The sequence below is a fragment of the Campylobacter sp. CNRCH_2015_1657 genome (assembly GCF_025772685.1).
GTDB lineage: Bacteria > Campylobacterota > Campylobacteria > Campylobacterales > Campylobacteraceae > Campylobacter_D > Campylobacter_D lari_D.
The window spans coordinates 1-15,664 of sequence record NZ_JAKMSO010000002.1; the positions used below are offsets into that span (position 1 = coordinate 1).

A 15,664-nucleotide genomic window follows, 5' to 3' on the forward strand; every position below is an offset into this window, starting at 1 on the left:
ATTGATACCTTTTTGGATTGCTTGTAAAGGGGATAGTAATTTTGAAGAAAAAAAGTAAATAGCAAAACATGAAATAAACAATATAATAATAGAAAAAATAATTTGCTTATATGCGTCTTTTAAAACCAACATTTCCAACTCATCTTGCTTTTGAGTTGCACAAGCAATATAGCTTACTTTAGCTTTTGAATTATCTATATTAGCGCAAATTCCAAATCTTTCTTCTTGTGTATCAACGCTTATATATTCAAATGTTTTATAATCTCCAAATTGTTGATGATATTTTTTTATCTCTTCTATACTTGGATGTTGAGTTAAGATTAGTGATTTATTATTTGAAGCAAAAGGAATAGAGCTTGTTGTATCAAAAACAAAAACATTTCCTGGAAGTTTTTCAAAGGTCTTTTGCAAAGATGTTAGTAGTAAATCAACACCTAAAACACCTATCAACTTACCATTTTTCTTAATCGGGGTAGAATAAGTAAAACTAGGTAATTTTGTAACAGAATCTTCATAAACATCACTTATAAACACTCCATCATTTGCAATAGCCCCTTTATACCAGTCTCTAGAAGTAGCATCGTAACTTGGATCATCATAAGAAGAAATTCCACCACCTCTTTTTCTAAAATTAACCCCTTTTTTATCAGAAACAGTATCACTTACAAGCATAGTTCCATCGGGAAAACCAACATAGACAGCTAAAGTATTTGATCCATCTTTAAAAATTTTTAAATCATCTCCTAGCATTTGCTCCATAGAATCAAAATTTAAAACTTGATTTTTTCCCAAAGAATCAATGTATTTTTTTATGGCAAGTAAAATATCTATATAACCATCAACATATCCTTCCACTTGAGTTTCTGTGATCAATAAATAATCTTCATTCGCTTGTTTACTGTTTGAAATTAAATTATTTCTACTAGAAACAAATGCCATTATAGTGATTATTGATAAAGCTAAAAAGACAATAACACCAACAACAATGGACAATTTATTTTTCACACTCATTTGTGTATTTACATTCATATATCTCCTTTTTTGTATTTAAATTGAAGTATTTTAGTAAATATATTTTATCAAAAAAATAATAAATTTTAATAAAAATTATATATTATGACAAAATATTTGTTTATTATTTAAAATAATACTCTGCTGGTTTAGTGAAGAAAAATTAGGTATATAAGCATAACCGCTGATAGGATTTATAACTATACATATATGCTGATCTTGTTTATTAGATAATCTTATAATGCAGTTATTATTAAAAGATGAGAGTTTATCATAAGGACGCATAGCATTTTTCAAAGGTGTGTATAAGCGACCATAATCATCAAAAATTAAACGCGTACTTCCCTTGCAAGCACCTTCAAACAAAACTTTTGAAATACCATATGTTTTTTCTATATTATATTTTAAATTCGCCTTAGAATCATTTTGATTTATTACTCCGCTTTGTCCTGAGTTCATCAATAAGTTTGGATTAATTAAATCAACAGCTATTTCTCTGTCTTTATTAATCATGTTTTTACCTATATTTGCATTACCATCACCATTTTTATCTAAAAAAATAGTATAAGTTTGTTCATTATTTGTAGCTGACTTTGAGCGTATGAAATATAATTGCCATTTAGCTTTAAACCACTCTCGTTTAGCAATATTAAATTCTTTTACTTTAAAATCATTTTGTATTAATGCTAAATGTCTTGTGTATTTAATATCATTTAAAATTTGTTCAGCCCCTAAACGCAAATAGTCAGGTTTGTAATAAAAATACCCCATAGAAAACAATAAAGATAATATAATACAAACAAAAACTAGTTCTATTAAAGTAAAAGCTTGTTTCATTTTATATAATAATAAATTTTATGCTTACCTAAACTAACATATATCTTACTAGCTTTTTTACTAGAATGAAGCTCTAATTTACCTTTGGAAATACCATAAAATTTAAGTCTTAAAGCTAACTCTTTATCTTTAGTGAAAATATGTGTAAAATTTCTTTGTTTTAATTTTAAAGACAATTCTTTAGCAATATGATAATCATAAGCAAAATGTTTTTTTGGATCTTTTAATAAATAATAAAAACTTTGATTAAAAATAATACCAAGATAAAAAAATAGTAAAAAAACTAAAGAGCATTCTATAAAAATTTTATGTTTTAGGCGCAATTGTGGTATTCTTGAGCGATAAGAAGACATTAAATAACGAACTAATAATGGAGTACAAACTACACAAAAAGGTAAAAAGTCTTCTAAAAAAAGTCTTTGTCTTATAGAAAAAATCAAACAAAAAACGAAAGTAGTTGCACTAATAAACCATAAAAGAGGTTTATCATCTTGTAAAAGAATTTTATAAATAACATAAAAAAAATAAAGAAAAATTAAAGGTGAAAAGCAAGCTGCAAAAATACCTAAAGTATCTAAAAAATATCCTTTAGGTTTTCCACTTGCATCAAAACCATAAATACTCATTGCAATAGCAAATAAAATCAAAGAGCATGCAATAAGTAATTTATCTTTTTTATATATAGCAAAAAAGAAAAAAGATAAATATAAAATTACAAAATTTCCATCTACAAAAAGAACTAAAAAAAACAAGATATAAAATAAAAAAAATTTTTTATATTCAAACAGCACCAAAATCAAAAGCGTAAAAAATATTACTACGCTAGATTCATTGATAAGCAAAGCACTGGCTACACTACCAGGAAGCAATATAAAAAGCACAACAGAAATAAAAGCATCAAAAGAAGTTTTGGTGTATCTTAAAGCCAAAATATACAACAAAATACAACTTAAAGAATGCAACAAAACAAATGGAAGTCTTAATCCAAAATCATTTTGCCCAAGAAGAGTAGTACCAAATCTAGCAATCATAGCAATTAAGCTATGATCGTAAAAATAAATTTGTGCTTCATTGTAGCTGATAGATAAAGTGCTTACACCATATAATAAAGCACAAAAATCAAAAAATAAAACGGCTAATAAATACCTTTTCATTTTTGATTAGTCAAGTTTTACAGGCCCATTACTTGCGTGAGATTGTAAAAATCTTAAAATTCTATCTTTTTCCGCATCAGTGATTTTAGCAAAACCTTGCATAGCAGATAAATATGCATCCCATTCTTCCATTAAATGTTCTTTTGGTTTATGTGCTGCGTGACAACTTGTGCAAGTATCATAATAAGTTAATTCTATCTCATCCCAAGCAAGAATTTCTTGATCGGTCAAATCTTTACTTTTAACTAAAAATTCCATTTCATTGTTTGCATTTTTAGCATTTAAAGTAAGTAAAAGATAAATTCCATCTTTGGTATAAGCAAGGCTTTTTGGATTTGACTCCACAACCTCACCTTTGACTTTAATTAAAGAGTATTCACCTTCTTCTTTTATAAGCTCCACTTTAGAGCCTTCATAAATTTGTCCTACTACTTTTTTACTAGCACTATCTAAAAGATCTACTTTTTCATTAAAAATAAACATATCTTTAGCAAACAAAGCACTAGCTAAAAAAGTTAATGTCAATATAATTTTCTTCATTTTAAGCTCCTATGATTTCTGGTGGTGTAGTTGAATTATAAGGTTTTATAACTTCTTTTAGCTTTTTAATGCCCACTAAGCAAGTATTTACACTAGTTGCTTGAGCCATAGTTGAAGTTGGTCTTGAGCTTGTTAAAACATTTACATGGCCTGCATTACATCTTGGCTTGCTATCGCTTACATCTTCAGGGTCATACCAAGCACCCTCTTGGATACTAATAACCCCTTCCATGATATTATCTGTTACAAAAGCACCTGCTAAAAGTGATCCACGATCATTATATACTTCTACAACTTCTCCGTGGGTAATGCCAAGTTTTTTAGCATCATTTGTATTAATCATCACAGGCTCTCTACCTTGAATTTTATACAAATCTCTTACCCAAGTATTATCAAGTTGAGAATGCACTCTATATCTTGGATGTGGACTTACTAAATGGAAAGGATATTTTTTAACTAATTTTTCATTACCCAGCCACTCTGCAGGCTCAAACCATGTTGGATGTGCTTTAAAATCATCTAAATTGTATTTTTCAAATTTTGGAGAATAAATTTGGATTTTTCCACTTTCTGTTGCAAGTTTATTTGCCACAGGATCGGCTCTAAATTCAGAGTGTCTTACAAAATTATAAGCTTCTTTTGGTGGTTCAAAATGGATAAAACCTTGTTTCCAAAAGTCAGCAAATTCCATATAATAAGGACAATCACTTCTTCCATAAAAACCTTCAAGCCATTGTTGTTTTGTTTTATTACCTGTAAATTTTTTATGCTCTCTCTCGCCAATTCTTTTTGCTAATTCTTCGAAAATATCATAGTCATTTCTACTTTCAAAATAAGGCTCAATTACTTTTTTCATAGCATAAACATAATCTTGAGAATAAGAGCCACCAAAGCTAATATCATCTCTTTCTAAAGTTGTAGTTGAAGGTAATACAATATCTGCCATTTTTGCCATAGGAGTCCACCAAGGCTCATGTACAATTAATGTATCAAGTGTTCTTAAAGCTTTGATAAGTTCATTTGTATTTGGATGATGGCCCAATACAGAAGCACCCACTACATACATGAGTTTAATTTTAGGATAAGTGATTTCTTTACCTTTAAATTTAACTGTTTTACCTGGATTTAAAATAGCTTCTGAAACTCTACTTGCAGGAATATTAGTATCAAGATTATTTTTACCTTGTGGTAAACCTACTGGTAATCTTACACCTGAAAATGCTTGACCACCACCTGAATAATGCATAGAAAAACCAAATCCACCACCAGGTAAGCCTACTTGACCTATCATTGAAGCTAAAACCATTAAAGTCCAATCAGCTTGCTCACCATGGTGTGCTCTTTGCATAGCCCAGTTACCTGCTAAAAAGGTTCTATTTTTTACAAAAGTATCTGCCAATGCGGTAATAACTTTTTCTTCAACGCCGGTAATATTTGCAGCCCAAGCTGGAGTTTTATCAATACCATCAGTTTTTCCAAGCAGATAAGGTAAGAATTTGTCAAAACCATCAGTGTATTTTTCAATGAATTTTTTATCATATTTTCCACTTTTATATAAATAATTCATCATACCAAGCATTAAAGCAACATCAGTATTTGGACGAATCTTAATCCACTGAGCATTTAAAATTTCTGCTGTTTGAGTATATTGAGGATCGATAGTTATAAATTTAATTTTTGATTTGCTGTATTTTTTATAATAATCATCATTACCACGATTTGCAACTTTAAAATCAATTTGATTACATTTATAAAGATCAGCTCCCCATAAAACATAAACCTGAGTGTTTTCCAAAATAACTTCATGAGAAGTTTGTAAAGAATAAACTTCCAAATCTCCTACTATACTAGCATTTACTTTACCAGCAGCACCATTACTATACTCACCATCAGTGCCAATATGGCCACCTAAAGCGGTATTAAAAAATCTTCCTGCTACTGAGTTACAATTGTGCAATAAACCTACATGTCCCCATGCACCATAACTTGCATTAAATAAATTTTCAATAGGGGTTTCTTTTAATTTTTCCAATACAAGCTCTAAAGCTTTCTCCCAACTTACTCTTACAAAAGGTTCTTTACCTCTTAATTTAGGTCTTTTTTTACCTTCTAAAAAGCTTTTTCTAACACAAGGATACTTTACCCTAGTGTCTGAATAAGTTCTATCGATAATGGCATCAGTTATTACTGAAGGATGTTTATCAGATTTTTGTGGAGTAACTTTTACTATTTTTCCTTCTGAATTTACTTCAGCCCAAAAAGCACCAAAGTGAGTTGCATGAGGAATTTTTTTAGTATCGTAAAATTTTGTTTGTGCTGCCATTAAAGGATTAACGGAAGCAACTGCTGAAGTTGCAGCAAGACCTTTTAAGAATTTTCTTCTTGTTAAACTCATGTTTGTCCTTCCTTTTAGTTTAATATTTAATTATATTGTATTATTTATAGCTAATAATAAACTAAATTTTAATACTCCAGAAAAAATCAATCCATTCCTTAGCTTCTTTAATATAAAATTCAGGGATTAATAATGCTGAAGTTTTGTAAAAAACACTTGCTACTTTAAGCTCTAAATGAGGAAACTTTTGACTTAAGACTCTCTTAATTTCTATCATAGTTTCACCACTATCTATGATATCATCTACCAAAAGAACTTTTTTATATGAGCTAAGATCAGGAATATTAAAAATTTTAATCGTATCTAATTTTTGAGTATCTTCATAATGGATAGAATTTAAAGAAAATAAATTTCTATTACCCATACCTTCTGCTAAAAAATGGCCCAAAGTCATACCACCTCTTGCTATAGCAAGTAAAACATCGGGATTAAATTCCTCTTTTATTTTGCGCGTAAAAGGGATAATTTCTTTTTGAAATTCTTCATAAGCATAATAATACATAATCACTTCCTATAAAAATTGTAATAAAAATACCAATAATGAAATTGCACTTAAAATGATAATTCCAAGATTAATTTTATCAAATTCTTTTTGCATAATACGCATAAATAAATATGCAATAAAACCAAAAGCAAAACCTGTTGTAATAGAATAAGTCAGCGGCATCATAATAATAATAAAAAACGCACTCACAGCTATTGCTTTATCTTTAAAATTAATATTTGCAACTTCCATAAACATTAAAACTCCAACAAGAACCAATACAGGATAAATAGAATTTGCAGGAATAGCTTTAAATACCGGTAGTAAAAATAAAGTGAAAACAAAACATATAGCAGTAACTAAAGCTGTAAGACCTGTTCTACCGCCTGCTTCAACTCCTGCTGAACTCTCCACAAATGCCGTTACAGTAGAGGTACCAACAACTGCTCCCATAGCTGAACTAACAGCATCTACTCCTAAAGTTTTTCCTAGTTTTTTATCACCTTGTTTTGGATCATCAAATATTTTTCCTCTTGAACCTACGCCTGTGATTGTCCCTACGCTATCAAAAAGCTGAGTAACAAAAAAAGTAAGCACTATAGGAATCATACTAAGCTCTAAAGCTCCTTTAATATCAAGCTTACCAAATATTGCACTTAAGCCATTATCTCCGTTTATAACTGGCATCGACAAAAGTTGTTCTGGAAACCTAGCTCCATCAATACCAAAAATCCAAGCACACAAAGCACTTACAAAAACAGCTAAGATAAAAGCAGCTTTAATCCTCCAAGCCCAAAAAACAAAAACTAAAAACAAACCAAATAATCCAAAAAGTACTTTAGTGCTTGAAAAATCTCCCAAGCCTACTAAAGTTGCTTCACTTTTGGTGATAATTCCCATTTGCACAAGTCCCATAAAAGCTATAAAAGTTCCAATACCCGCTGATATAGCTTTTCTTAGATCATTTGGTATGCTTTTTATAACCCAAATTCTAAAATTAGTAAAAGATAATAAAGTAAAAACAATACCTGATAAAAAAACAGCCCCCAAAGCACTTTGCCAAGGAATTTGATAAGTATTACACACGCTAAAAGTAAAATACGCATTTAATCCCATGCCTACACTCATAGCCACAGGAGTATTAGAAAAAAAAGCACTTAAAGTAGTAGCTATAATAGTTACCAAAGCGGTTGCTACGATTAAAGCTTCTAGTGGCATACCTGAATTGCTCATTATATTAGCATTAACCGGTATAATATAAATCATTGCTAAAAAGGTAGCAATACCTGCATAAATTTCAGTTTTTACATCGCTATTATGCTCTTTAAGTTTAAAAAAATCCATTTTAATCCTTAATAAATTTTTAGTTCATTATATAAACTATCTCGCTCTATTGCTATATAACCTGAACTTTGAATCATCTCTATGAAGGTTTTTAAACTTAAGCCATTTGAACTTTTTGCTCCACCTGCACTTTGTATGCTTTCTTTTTCTATGGTACCATCTAAATCATTTGCGCCAAAATCTTGAGCCACCATAGCTAAATTTATACCCATAGTTGCCCAATAAGCTTTGATATTTTTAATATTATCAAGCACTATTCTTGCTATAGCTAAAGTTTTTAAAATTTCCACCGAGCCAAGTGGCTTTTTACCTGTAATAAAACTATTATCTTGTTGCCAAACTAAAGGAATAAAAGCATTAAACCCACTTGTTTGATCTTGGAGATTTCTTAATCTTATCATGTGATTAATTCTATTTTCTCTACTTTCTATATGCCCAAATAACATAGTAGCATTACTTTGTTTGCCTTTTTCATGCCAAAGTTTGTGAATTTTTAGCCAATTTTCACTACTTACCTTACCATGACAAATTCTTTTTCTAACTTCTTCATCAAAAATTTCAGCTCCACCACCTGGCATAGAATCAACACCATACTCAAGCATTTTTTCTATTACTTCTTCATAACTCATATCAAAAGCTCTACTTAAAAAATCAACCTCAGCAGCAGTTAGAGCTTTAATGTGTAAAAATGGATATTTTTCTTTAATCATTTTAAAAATTTCTAAATACCACTGCCATGATGTATTTTTATTGTGCGCTGAAACAATATGAATTTCTTTCGTATCTCTTAAAACTGTCTCATCAACTATTTTCATTATCTCTTCATGTGTCATAGTGTAAGGATTAGGATTTTTCCTATGTGCTGAAAAAGCACAAAATTTACAAGTATCTGCACATATATTTGTAGGATTAATATGTCGATTGATATTAAAATAAACCTTTTTGCCATGCAAATTAGTACGAATTTTTTGTGCATATTTAGCTAGAGTAAAAAGCTCTAAATCCCAAAGTTTATTAGCCTCTTCTTCGTTTAATCTTTCTTGATTTTCTAATTTTTCTATAATTGTTTGCATATTCTTACCATATTTTTAATTTTAAACTACAATTATAATTTTAACTTACTTAAAATTTAATACAAAGTATTTTTTGGTATGATTTTAATAAAAATTTAAAGCAAGGAATAATTTTCAAAAATGGATATGCAAAAAATTCAAAAATTAAAAAATTCTTTAAAAGACTATGAAGCATATTGTTCTAGACTTTTTTTAAAGCAAGGTTCTTTTAGCTTTTACCATTCTAAAGAGATTGATCGTTTTATAGAAGATATTTATGAGCTTGTTTTAAATGATTTTTTTGATGATTTTTTTCCACATAATGACAAAATTCCTTTTTGTATTATCGCCATTAAACAATATGCTAAAATGAATTTAAGCATAAAAGAAAATATTGATTTATTGCTTATTTATAAAGATATAAAAGCTTATAATATTAAGCCTTTAATGAAAGCATTTATTACTTTTTTAAACGATATTGGTTTAAGCATTAACTATCAAATTTGTGAAATAAATGGACTTTATAATATAGCTAAAAATGAGCTTAAACAAAATATTTTACAATATCGCTATATTAGTGGTTCTAAGATTTTATTTAAACAAATCAAAGAAAAAATTTCCCAAGCTCAAGATGAGTTAAAAGAAGAATTTGCTCTAAAAATCTTGCAAGAATTTAACCCTTATTATCAACCTTTAATCAAGCAAGAATTTGATATTAATAAAAATTTTGGCGGTTTAGATGAGCAACTTAATATAGAAAATTTAAATATTTTATTTAAAGATTCTCCCAAAAATTATATGCTTAATTTTATCAATGAAAAAGAATTTAGCGAATTTAAGCTTGCGAGTGATTTTTTATTTTCACTTAAATGTGCAATGAATCTTTTAGAAGGTAAAAACACAAATTTATTTTTAATACAAAATTCACAAGAACTTGCTAACTTAATGCATAAAAAAGAAAAGAAAAATTTAGATCTTAAATCCATACTCATTCAAAAAGCAATGCAAAGTATGCAAATTTGTGGAATTTATACACATTTTTTAGCAAGATGCATCCAGGAAAAACATTATAAAGAAAATAAACTTTATGAAATACAAGATAACTTTTTTACCTATTCAGATGAAAATGAAAATTTAAATTCAATACTCAATCGACTTTTAAAACTAGAAGATGAGGAATTTATTTTTGATATTAAACTAATTTTTGCATTAAAAAGAGCAAAAAATAATGATGAAAATTTGGAGTTATTTAAAGGTATATTAGAAAAAAAACATTCTTTTAGTATTTTAAAACTACTAAACAATGCAAATATTTTAAAAGATTTTTGCAAACCATTAATTCAAAGTAAATTTTTACTCGAAGAAGAAGGTGTTTATAGCGCATTAGATAGAGCATTACTTTGCTTAAAATACTTTGAAGAAAAAGATTGCAAATTTGATAAAAAAACACTTCTAATAATAAAGCTTACCATACTTCTAAGTGCTATTCATGAAGAAAATGAAATTTCTTTAGCAAATATTTACAGGGCTTATGTAGGAAAATTCCAAGTTGATAATGAACTTTTAGATTTTGGCTTAAGATTGTATAAAAATTTTAACGCTTTTAAAGACATTATAGAAAAAGAAGATATTTATAATTCTACTATTGTTTTAAATTTTATTTCCAAATTAAATGATATAAATACCTTAAAAACCTTACATCTTTTATCTTTTTGCAATGCTAAAGCTTTAGGTATAGAAAATCATTTTTATTATAAAAGTTTAGAAAGATTGTTTCAAAATGCGCTAGAAGGCTTTGAGGATGAGAATTTAATTGATGAGAGCCAAAGAAGAGTAAAAAAAGAACAAACTCTAAAAAGAAGTAAGGCTTTTTTAGATCTTGATGAGCAAACTCAAGATAATATCACTCATATTAAATCTAATCTCTTTTTTATAAAAAATAGTTTTGAAAAAATCATTAAAATAGCACAAATTGCACAAAAAGAAAATTTTACTTTTTGGCTTGATAATCAAGATAATTTTACCCTAGAGCTTATAATGAATAGAAAAAACAATCTTGAAAATATACTCAATACTTTAAGTTCTTTAAATTTAGTCTTTATGAGTTTTTTTGAATTATTTGATGAAAAAGTTTATTTGAAATTTGAATATTCAGATATAGTAAGCGATACTCAAAAACAAAGTTTAGAAAATTTACTTAATTCTAAATTGCATTTAAAAGTACAAAAAAAAGCAAAAAAACCAAACATTAAAAAAGATGAATTAAAATTAGACATGAATTATTCCAAAAGCTATGCCAAAATAACCTTAAACACAAAAGATCAAAAAGGTTTAATGGCTTATGTAATGGATGTACTTGCAAGATATGATATTATCTTAAGTGCAGCAAAAATTCAAACCATAAAAGAAAGAACGCGAAATGTTTTGATTTTGCATAAAAATGAAAGCTTGCAAGATCATAAAGATCAAATTCTTAAATCACTAATAAGCGAGTAAAAGATGTGTGGAATAGTAGGTTATATAGGAACTAAAGAAAAGAAAAAAATCATATTAGAAGGTTTAAAAGAGCTTGAATACAGAGGCTACGATAGCGCCGGTATAGCAGTAATGAAAGATGGAGAATTAGACTTTTTTAAAGCAGTTGGAAAATTAGAAAATTTAGCTAACAAAACTGCTAATTTTAATAGTGATGGATTTGGGCTTGCTATAGGCCATACGCGTTGGGCAACTCATGGAAAACCAACCGAAATAAATGCGCATCCACATTTAGGACAATACTCTTGTGTAATACATAATGGAATCATAGAAAATTACCAAGAATTAAAAACAAAACTCACACAAGAAGGTATTAATTTTCTAAGTCAAACTGACACTGAAGTTATTGTACATTTATTTGAATATCATGCGAGTAATTTAGAACCATTTGAAGCTTTTAAAAAGACCATAGCTGAACTAAAAGGTGCTTTTGCAATCTTGCTTGTGAGTAAAAAAGATCCTAATACAATTTATTTTGCTAAAAATGCTGTGCCACTCATCATCGGAAAAAATGGCGATGAAAATGAATATTATTTTGCATCAAGTGATGCACCTTTAGTTTCTTTAGTGGATAAAGTAACTTATCTTGAAGATGGAGATTATGGATATGTTAATTTAAATGAATGCAAAATTTGTCATGATCAAGCTTGTATACAACCTACTTTTGTGGCTTTAAGTCAAGATAAAAGTTATGCTCAAAAAGATGGTTATAGGTTTTTCATGGAAAAAGAAATTTATGAGCAAAGTAGAGTTTTAGGCGAAGTTTTAATGGGACGATTACAAGGTGAGCAGATTGTTTTTGAAGATATAAATGAAACTCTTTTACAAAACATAGATGAAATCACACTTTGTGCTTGTGGTACAAGCTATCATGCAGCATTAAGTGGGGCTTATTTACTTGAAAGACTTGCAAAAATTAAAACTAAAGTTGAAGTAGCAAGTGAATTTAGATACAGAGAAGCCATTATAGGTAAAAATACTCTTTTTATAGTAATCTCTCAAAGCGGCGAAACAGCTGATACACTAGAAGCTTTAAAAATAGCAAAAACACAAGGAGTTAAAACTTTAGCAATATGCAATGTGGATAATTCTAACATCGTGCGTTTGGCTGATATATCTTTACTTACTAGAGCGGGTATTGAAAAAGGCGTAGCTTCAACTAAAGCATTTGCCACTCAAGTAGCAACTTTATGGATGCTTGCAATCTATCTTGCACAAAAAGCAAATTTAGATATGAGTAAAGAAATCAAAGCTCTAAGAAGTTTACCAAGTATAGTTAAAGTTGAACAAAACTTGCATGAAAAAGTACATAGAATTTCAAAAAGATACCTACATGGCCATGGCTTTTTCTTTATAGGAAGAGATGTATTTTATCCACTAGCACTAGAAGGAGCTTTAAAACTTAAAGAAATTTCATACTTACATGCTGAAGGCTATCCAGCAGGAGAGATGAAACATGGACCTATTGCTCTAGCAGATAGTGAGCTTTTTACCGTTGCATTAATGCCGCAAAATTGTCTTTATGAAAAAACAAAATCAAATGTAGAAGAATTAGCTGCAAGGGATTCTACTTTACTTGCTATCTCTCCACTTGATTTTGATTTAAGTGATGATTTTATAAAAACTTCAAAGCAAGAGCACTATATGTGCGAATTTTTCGAAATGATGGTAATCTTACAACTTCTAGCTTTAGAAGTTTCTATAAGACTTGGCAATGATGTGGATATGCCAAGAAATCTAGCAAAAAGTGTTACAGTAGAATAATATTTGTGTAGTTTTGAAAAAAACTACACCTTTCTTCAAAAATTTTATAAATACTTCTTAAATTATAAGCAAACTTTAGGGTTTATTTAGTTTAAATATCACAACTTATTTTATTACAAGGAAAGGCCATGGAATACAGAATCGAACACGATACTATGGGAGAGATTAAAGTTCCTAATGATAAATATTGGGGAGCACAAACTGAAAGAAGTTTTGAAAATTTTAAAATTGGTTGTGAAAAAATGCCAAAAGTTTTAATTTATGCTTTTGCAAATCTTAAAAAATCTTTGGCTTTGGTAAATAATAAACTTGGTAAATTAGATGATGCTAAAAAAAATGCTATCGTGCAAGCTTGCGATGAAATTGTAGCAGGAAAATTTGACGATAATTTCCCACTAGCAATATGGCAAACAGGTTCAGGCACTCAAAGCAATATGAATATGAATGAAGTTATAGCAAACCGTGCAACTGAAATTATGGGTGGAGATTTTAGAAAAGAAAAGCTTGTTCATCCAAATGATCATGTAAATATGAGTCAAAGTTCAAATGATACTTTTCCAACTGCTATGAGTATAGTTTCGGTAGAGCAAGTAGAGAAAAAACTTATCCCTGCTTTAGATGAGCTTATTGCAACTTTTGAAAAAAAAGTAAAAGAATTTGAAGGAATTATTAAAATAGGAAGAACTCACCTTCAAGATGCTACACCACTTACCCTAGCTCAAGAATTTAGCGGATATCTTTCTATGTTACTTCACTCAAAAGAGCAAATCATCGCTTCTTTACCTACATTAAGAGAACTTGCAATAGGTGGGACAGCTGTTGGTACAGGATTGAATGCGCATCCAGAACTTAGTGAAAAAGTAAGCGAAGAATTAAGCAAGCTTTTAGGTACTAAATTTGTTTCAAGTCCAAATAAATTCCATGCACTAACAAGCCATGATGCAATTAATTTTACCCATGGAGCTATGAAAGGCTTAGCTGCAAATTTAATGAAAATAGCAAATGATATTAGATGGCTAGCAAGTGGCCCTAGATGTGGTCTTGGAGAGTTAAACATACCTGAGAACGAACCAGGAAGTTCTATCATGCCAGGCAAGGTTAATCCTACTCAATGCGAAGCTTTAACTATGGTTGCAGTGCAAGTTATGGGAAATGATGCAGCTATTGGTTTTGCAGCAAGCCAAGGAAATTTCGAGCTTAATGTTTTTAAACCTGTGATTATTTATAACTTCTTGCAAAGCCTTGATTTATTAGCTGATGCTATGCATTCATTTAATATCCATTGTGCTGTTGGTATAGAGCCAAATAAAGAAAAAATTGATTTTAACTTACATAATTCTTTAATGCTAGTAACTGCATTAAACCCACATATTGGCTATGAAAATGCAGCTAAAGTAGCAAAAAATGCTCACAAAAAAGGCATTTCTTTAAAAGAAAGTGCTATGGAGCTTGGCTTAGTAAGCGAAGAAGACTTTGCTAAATTTGTAGATCCTACAAAAATGATAGGAGTAAAAAAATAATCAAAAGACTAGGAATAATCCTAGTCTTTTCTTAAGAGTTAGTATGATTTATGAAAATGATTATTTATTTATAGAAAAAGAAAATTCTCAAATTCCTTGGGTGAAAATTTTTACTAAAGAAAATTACAGAGAATTAAGTGATTGTCCAACCTTTTTACAAAATATGCTTTTTCAATATGTTTTAGCTTGCGAATTAAGCCTTAGAGAGTATTATAACCCAGAAAAAATCAACATAGCTTCCTTTGCAAACTATGTGCCAAGAGTGCATTTTCATATTATGGCACGTTTTAAAGAAGATGGGTTTTTTCCTGAATGCATGTGGGGAAAACAACAAAGAGAAATTAAGGATTTAAAATTGCCTGATTTTGAAGGATTTGTATCAATTTTACTTAAAAAAATAAATAATATTCATGTTTAAAAATTTATTAATTCTAGTTATCAAGTCCTATTACATTATCTACTTAGGATTATTTTAGTACAAAAATCATATAAGTTTAAAATATGAGAAAATCAAACTATAAGCTTGATAATAATTCATCTTTATTTTTATAAAAGGTCAAATAACTTTTTTTAAAACTCATGTTTTTATTAAAAACAGCAAATAAATTATTTAATATAATAAACTAAAATTTGAAAAAAGAAAGGTTTAAACTATGAAGCAATTGTTATTTTTACTTACACTTTGCTCAATTGCATTTTCCACGCAATGTGAGGTTAAAATAAAGCAAATTCAAAAAGAAATAGCTTATGCTAAAAATTACAATCATCAAGAAAAAGCTTTAAGTTTAGAATTAGCCTTAAAAGAAGTTCAAGCAGATTGTGCAAAAGATCCTCTTTTTTATGATAAAAAATTAGAGGCTAAAAAACTTAAAGAGCAAGAGATAGAAAAAATCGAACAAGAGTTAAAAGAATTAAAAAAACAAAAAGATTATATGAGTAAAACAGAGTATAAAAACAAAAAACAAGCTTTAAAAGACAAAAAAGACAAAATCAAAAAAGAGATTGAAGAATACATCAACAAACTCTAA

At 28.8% G+C, this 15,664-nt stretch carries 13 protein-coding genes; 5 read left to right on the plus strand and 8 right to left on the minus strand.

Translation table 11 applies throughout. The features are described 5' to 3' along the window. The 8 genes from L8X27_RS01780 to mqnE form a co-directional block, all read right to left on the minus strand. A partial coding sequence (locus L8X27_RS01780) for a cache domain-containing protein (protein WP_263670976.1) occupies positions 1–1,029 on the minus strand: 1,029 nt, incomplete at its 3' end. 78 nt (positions 1,030–1,107) lie between these two features. Continuing rightward, a complete protein-coding gene (locus L8X27_RS01785) occupies positions 1,108–1,848 on the minus strand; it encodes a Tfp pilus assembly protein FimT/FimU (protein ID WP_263670977.1) in 741 nt (246 codons plus the stop codon). Further along, positions 1,845–3,002, minus strand: coding sequence for a hypothetical protein (locus L8X27_RS01790; protein ID WP_263670978.1), 1,158 nt, complete (start codon positions 3,000–3,002; stop codon positions 1,845–1,847). The genes L8X27_RS01785 and L8X27_RS01790 overlap by 4 nt, the downstream gene beginning before the upstream one ends. Positions 3,003–3,008: 6 nt before the next feature. Further along, positions 3,009–3,542 (minus strand): hypothetical protein, encoded by a 534-nt coding sequence (locus tag L8X27_RS01795; RefSeq protein WP_263660495.1) that lies wholly within the window; start codon positions 3,540–3,542, stop codon positions 3,009–3,011. Between the two features lies 1 nt (position 3,543). Next, positions 3,544–5,937, minus strand: coding sequence for a molybdopterin guanine dinucleotide-containing S/N-oxide reductase (locus tag L8X27_RS01800; protein ID WP_133319346.1), 2,394 nt, complete (start codon positions 5,935–5,937; stop codon positions 3,544–3,546). A gap of 61 nt (positions 5,938–5,998) precedes the next feature. Continuing rightward, a complete protein-coding gene (locus tag L8X27_RS01805) occupies positions 5,999–6,439 on the minus strand; it encodes a phosphoribosyltransferase (RefSeq protein ID WP_133319347.1) in 441 nt (146 codons plus the stop codon). A gap of 9 nt (positions 6,440–6,448) precedes the next feature. Then, positions 6,449–7,765: an NCS2 family permease gene (locus tag L8X27_RS01810; protein ID WP_263661047.1), complete on the minus strand. Its 1,317-nt coding sequence runs from the start codon at positions 7,763–7,765 to the stop codon at positions 6,449–6,451. A gap of 8 nt (positions 7,766–7,773) precedes the next feature. Continuing rightward, positions 7,774–8,838: an aminofutalosine synthase MqnE gene (gene mqnE / locus L8X27_RS01815; protein WP_133319349.1), complete on the minus strand. Its 1,065-nt coding sequence runs from the start codon at positions 8,836–8,838 to the stop codon at positions 7,774–7,776. Positions 8,839–8,958: 120 nt separating this feature from the next. Between mqnE and L8X27_RS01820 the strand changes: the two genes are divergently transcribed. From L8X27_RS01820 to L8X27_RS01840, 5 genes are all read left to right on the plus strand, one after another. Further along, complete coding sequence (locus L8X27_RS01820; protein ID WP_263670980.1) at positions 8,959–11,313, plus strand: nucleotidyltransferase; 2,355 nt, start codon at positions 8,959–8,961, stop codon at positions 11,311–11,313. 3 nt (positions 11,314–11,316) lie between these two features. Then, the gene (gene glmS, locus L8X27_RS01825) at positions 11,317–13,116 is read left to right on the plus strand and encodes a glutamine--fructose-6-phosphate transaminase (isomerizing) (RefSeq protein WP_263670981.1); all 1,800 of its coding nucleotides are present in this window, start codon (positions 11,317–11,319) and stop codon (positions 13,114–13,116) included. A 128-nt stretch (positions 13,117–13,244) separates the two neighbouring features. Further along, positions 13,245–14,636: a class II fumarate hydratase gene (gene fumC / locus L8X27_RS01830; RefSeq protein WP_263670982.1), complete on the plus strand. Its 1,392-nt coding sequence runs from the start codon at positions 13,245–13,247 to the stop codon at positions 14,634–14,636. A gap of 43 nt (positions 14,637–14,679) precedes the next feature. Continuing rightward, complete coding sequence (locus L8X27_RS01835; RefSeq protein ID WP_263670983.1) at positions 14,680–15,054, plus strand: HIT family protein; 375 nt, start codon at positions 14,680–14,682, stop codon at positions 15,052–15,054. 235 nt (positions 15,055–15,289) lie between these two features. Then, complete coding sequence (locus L8X27_RS01840) at positions 15,290–15,664, plus strand: DUF1090 domain-containing protein (RefSeq protein ID WP_263670984.1); 375 nt, start codon at positions 15,290–15,292, stop codon at positions 15,662–15,664.

Coding starts and splice junctions, on each gene's coding strand:
- L8X27_RS01785 (WP_263670977.1), bottom strand. CDS start 1,848: ATGAAACAAGCTTTTACTTTAATAGAACTAGTTTTTGTTTGTATTATA.
- L8X27_RS01790 (WP_263670978.1), bottom strand. CDS start 3,002: ATGAAAAGGTATTTATTAGCCGTTTTATTTTTTGATTTTTGTGCTTTA.
- L8X27_RS01795 (WP_263660495.1), bottom strand. CDS start 3,542: ATGAAGAAAATTATATTGACATTAACTTTTTTAGCTAGTGCTTTGTTT.
- L8X27_RS01800 (WP_133319346.1), bottom strand. CDS start 5,937: ATGAGTTTAACAAGAAGAAAATTCTTAAAAGGTCTTGCTGCAACTTCA.
- L8X27_RS01805 (WP_133319347.1), bottom strand. CDS start 6,439: ATGTATTATTATGCTTATGAAGAATTTCAAAAAGAAATTATCCCTTTT.
- L8X27_RS01810 (WP_263661047.1), bottom strand. CDS start 7,765: ATGGATTTTTTTAAACTTAAAGAGCATAATAGCGATGTAAAAACTGAA.
- mqnE (WP_133319349.1), bottom strand. CDS start 8,838: ATGCAAACAATTATAGAAAAATTAGAAAATCAAGAAAGATTAAACGAA.
- L8X27_RS01820 (WP_263670980.1), top strand. CDS start 8,959: ATGGATATGCAAAAAATTCAAAAATTAAAAAATTCTTTAAAAGACTAT.
- glmS (WP_263670981.1), top strand. CDS start 11,317: ATGTGTGGAATAGTAGGTTATATAGGAACTAAAGAAAAGAAAAAAATC.
- fumC (WP_263670982.1), top strand. CDS start 13,245: ATGGAATACAGAATCGAACACGATACTATGGGAGAGATTAAAGTTCCT.
- L8X27_RS01835 (WP_263670983.1), top strand. CDS start 14,680: ATGATTTATGAAAATGATTATTTATTTATAGAAAAAGAAAATTCTCAA.
- L8X27_RS01840 (WP_263670984.1), top strand. CDS start 15,290: ATGAAGCAATTGTTATTTTTACTTACACTTTGCTCAATTGCATTTTCC.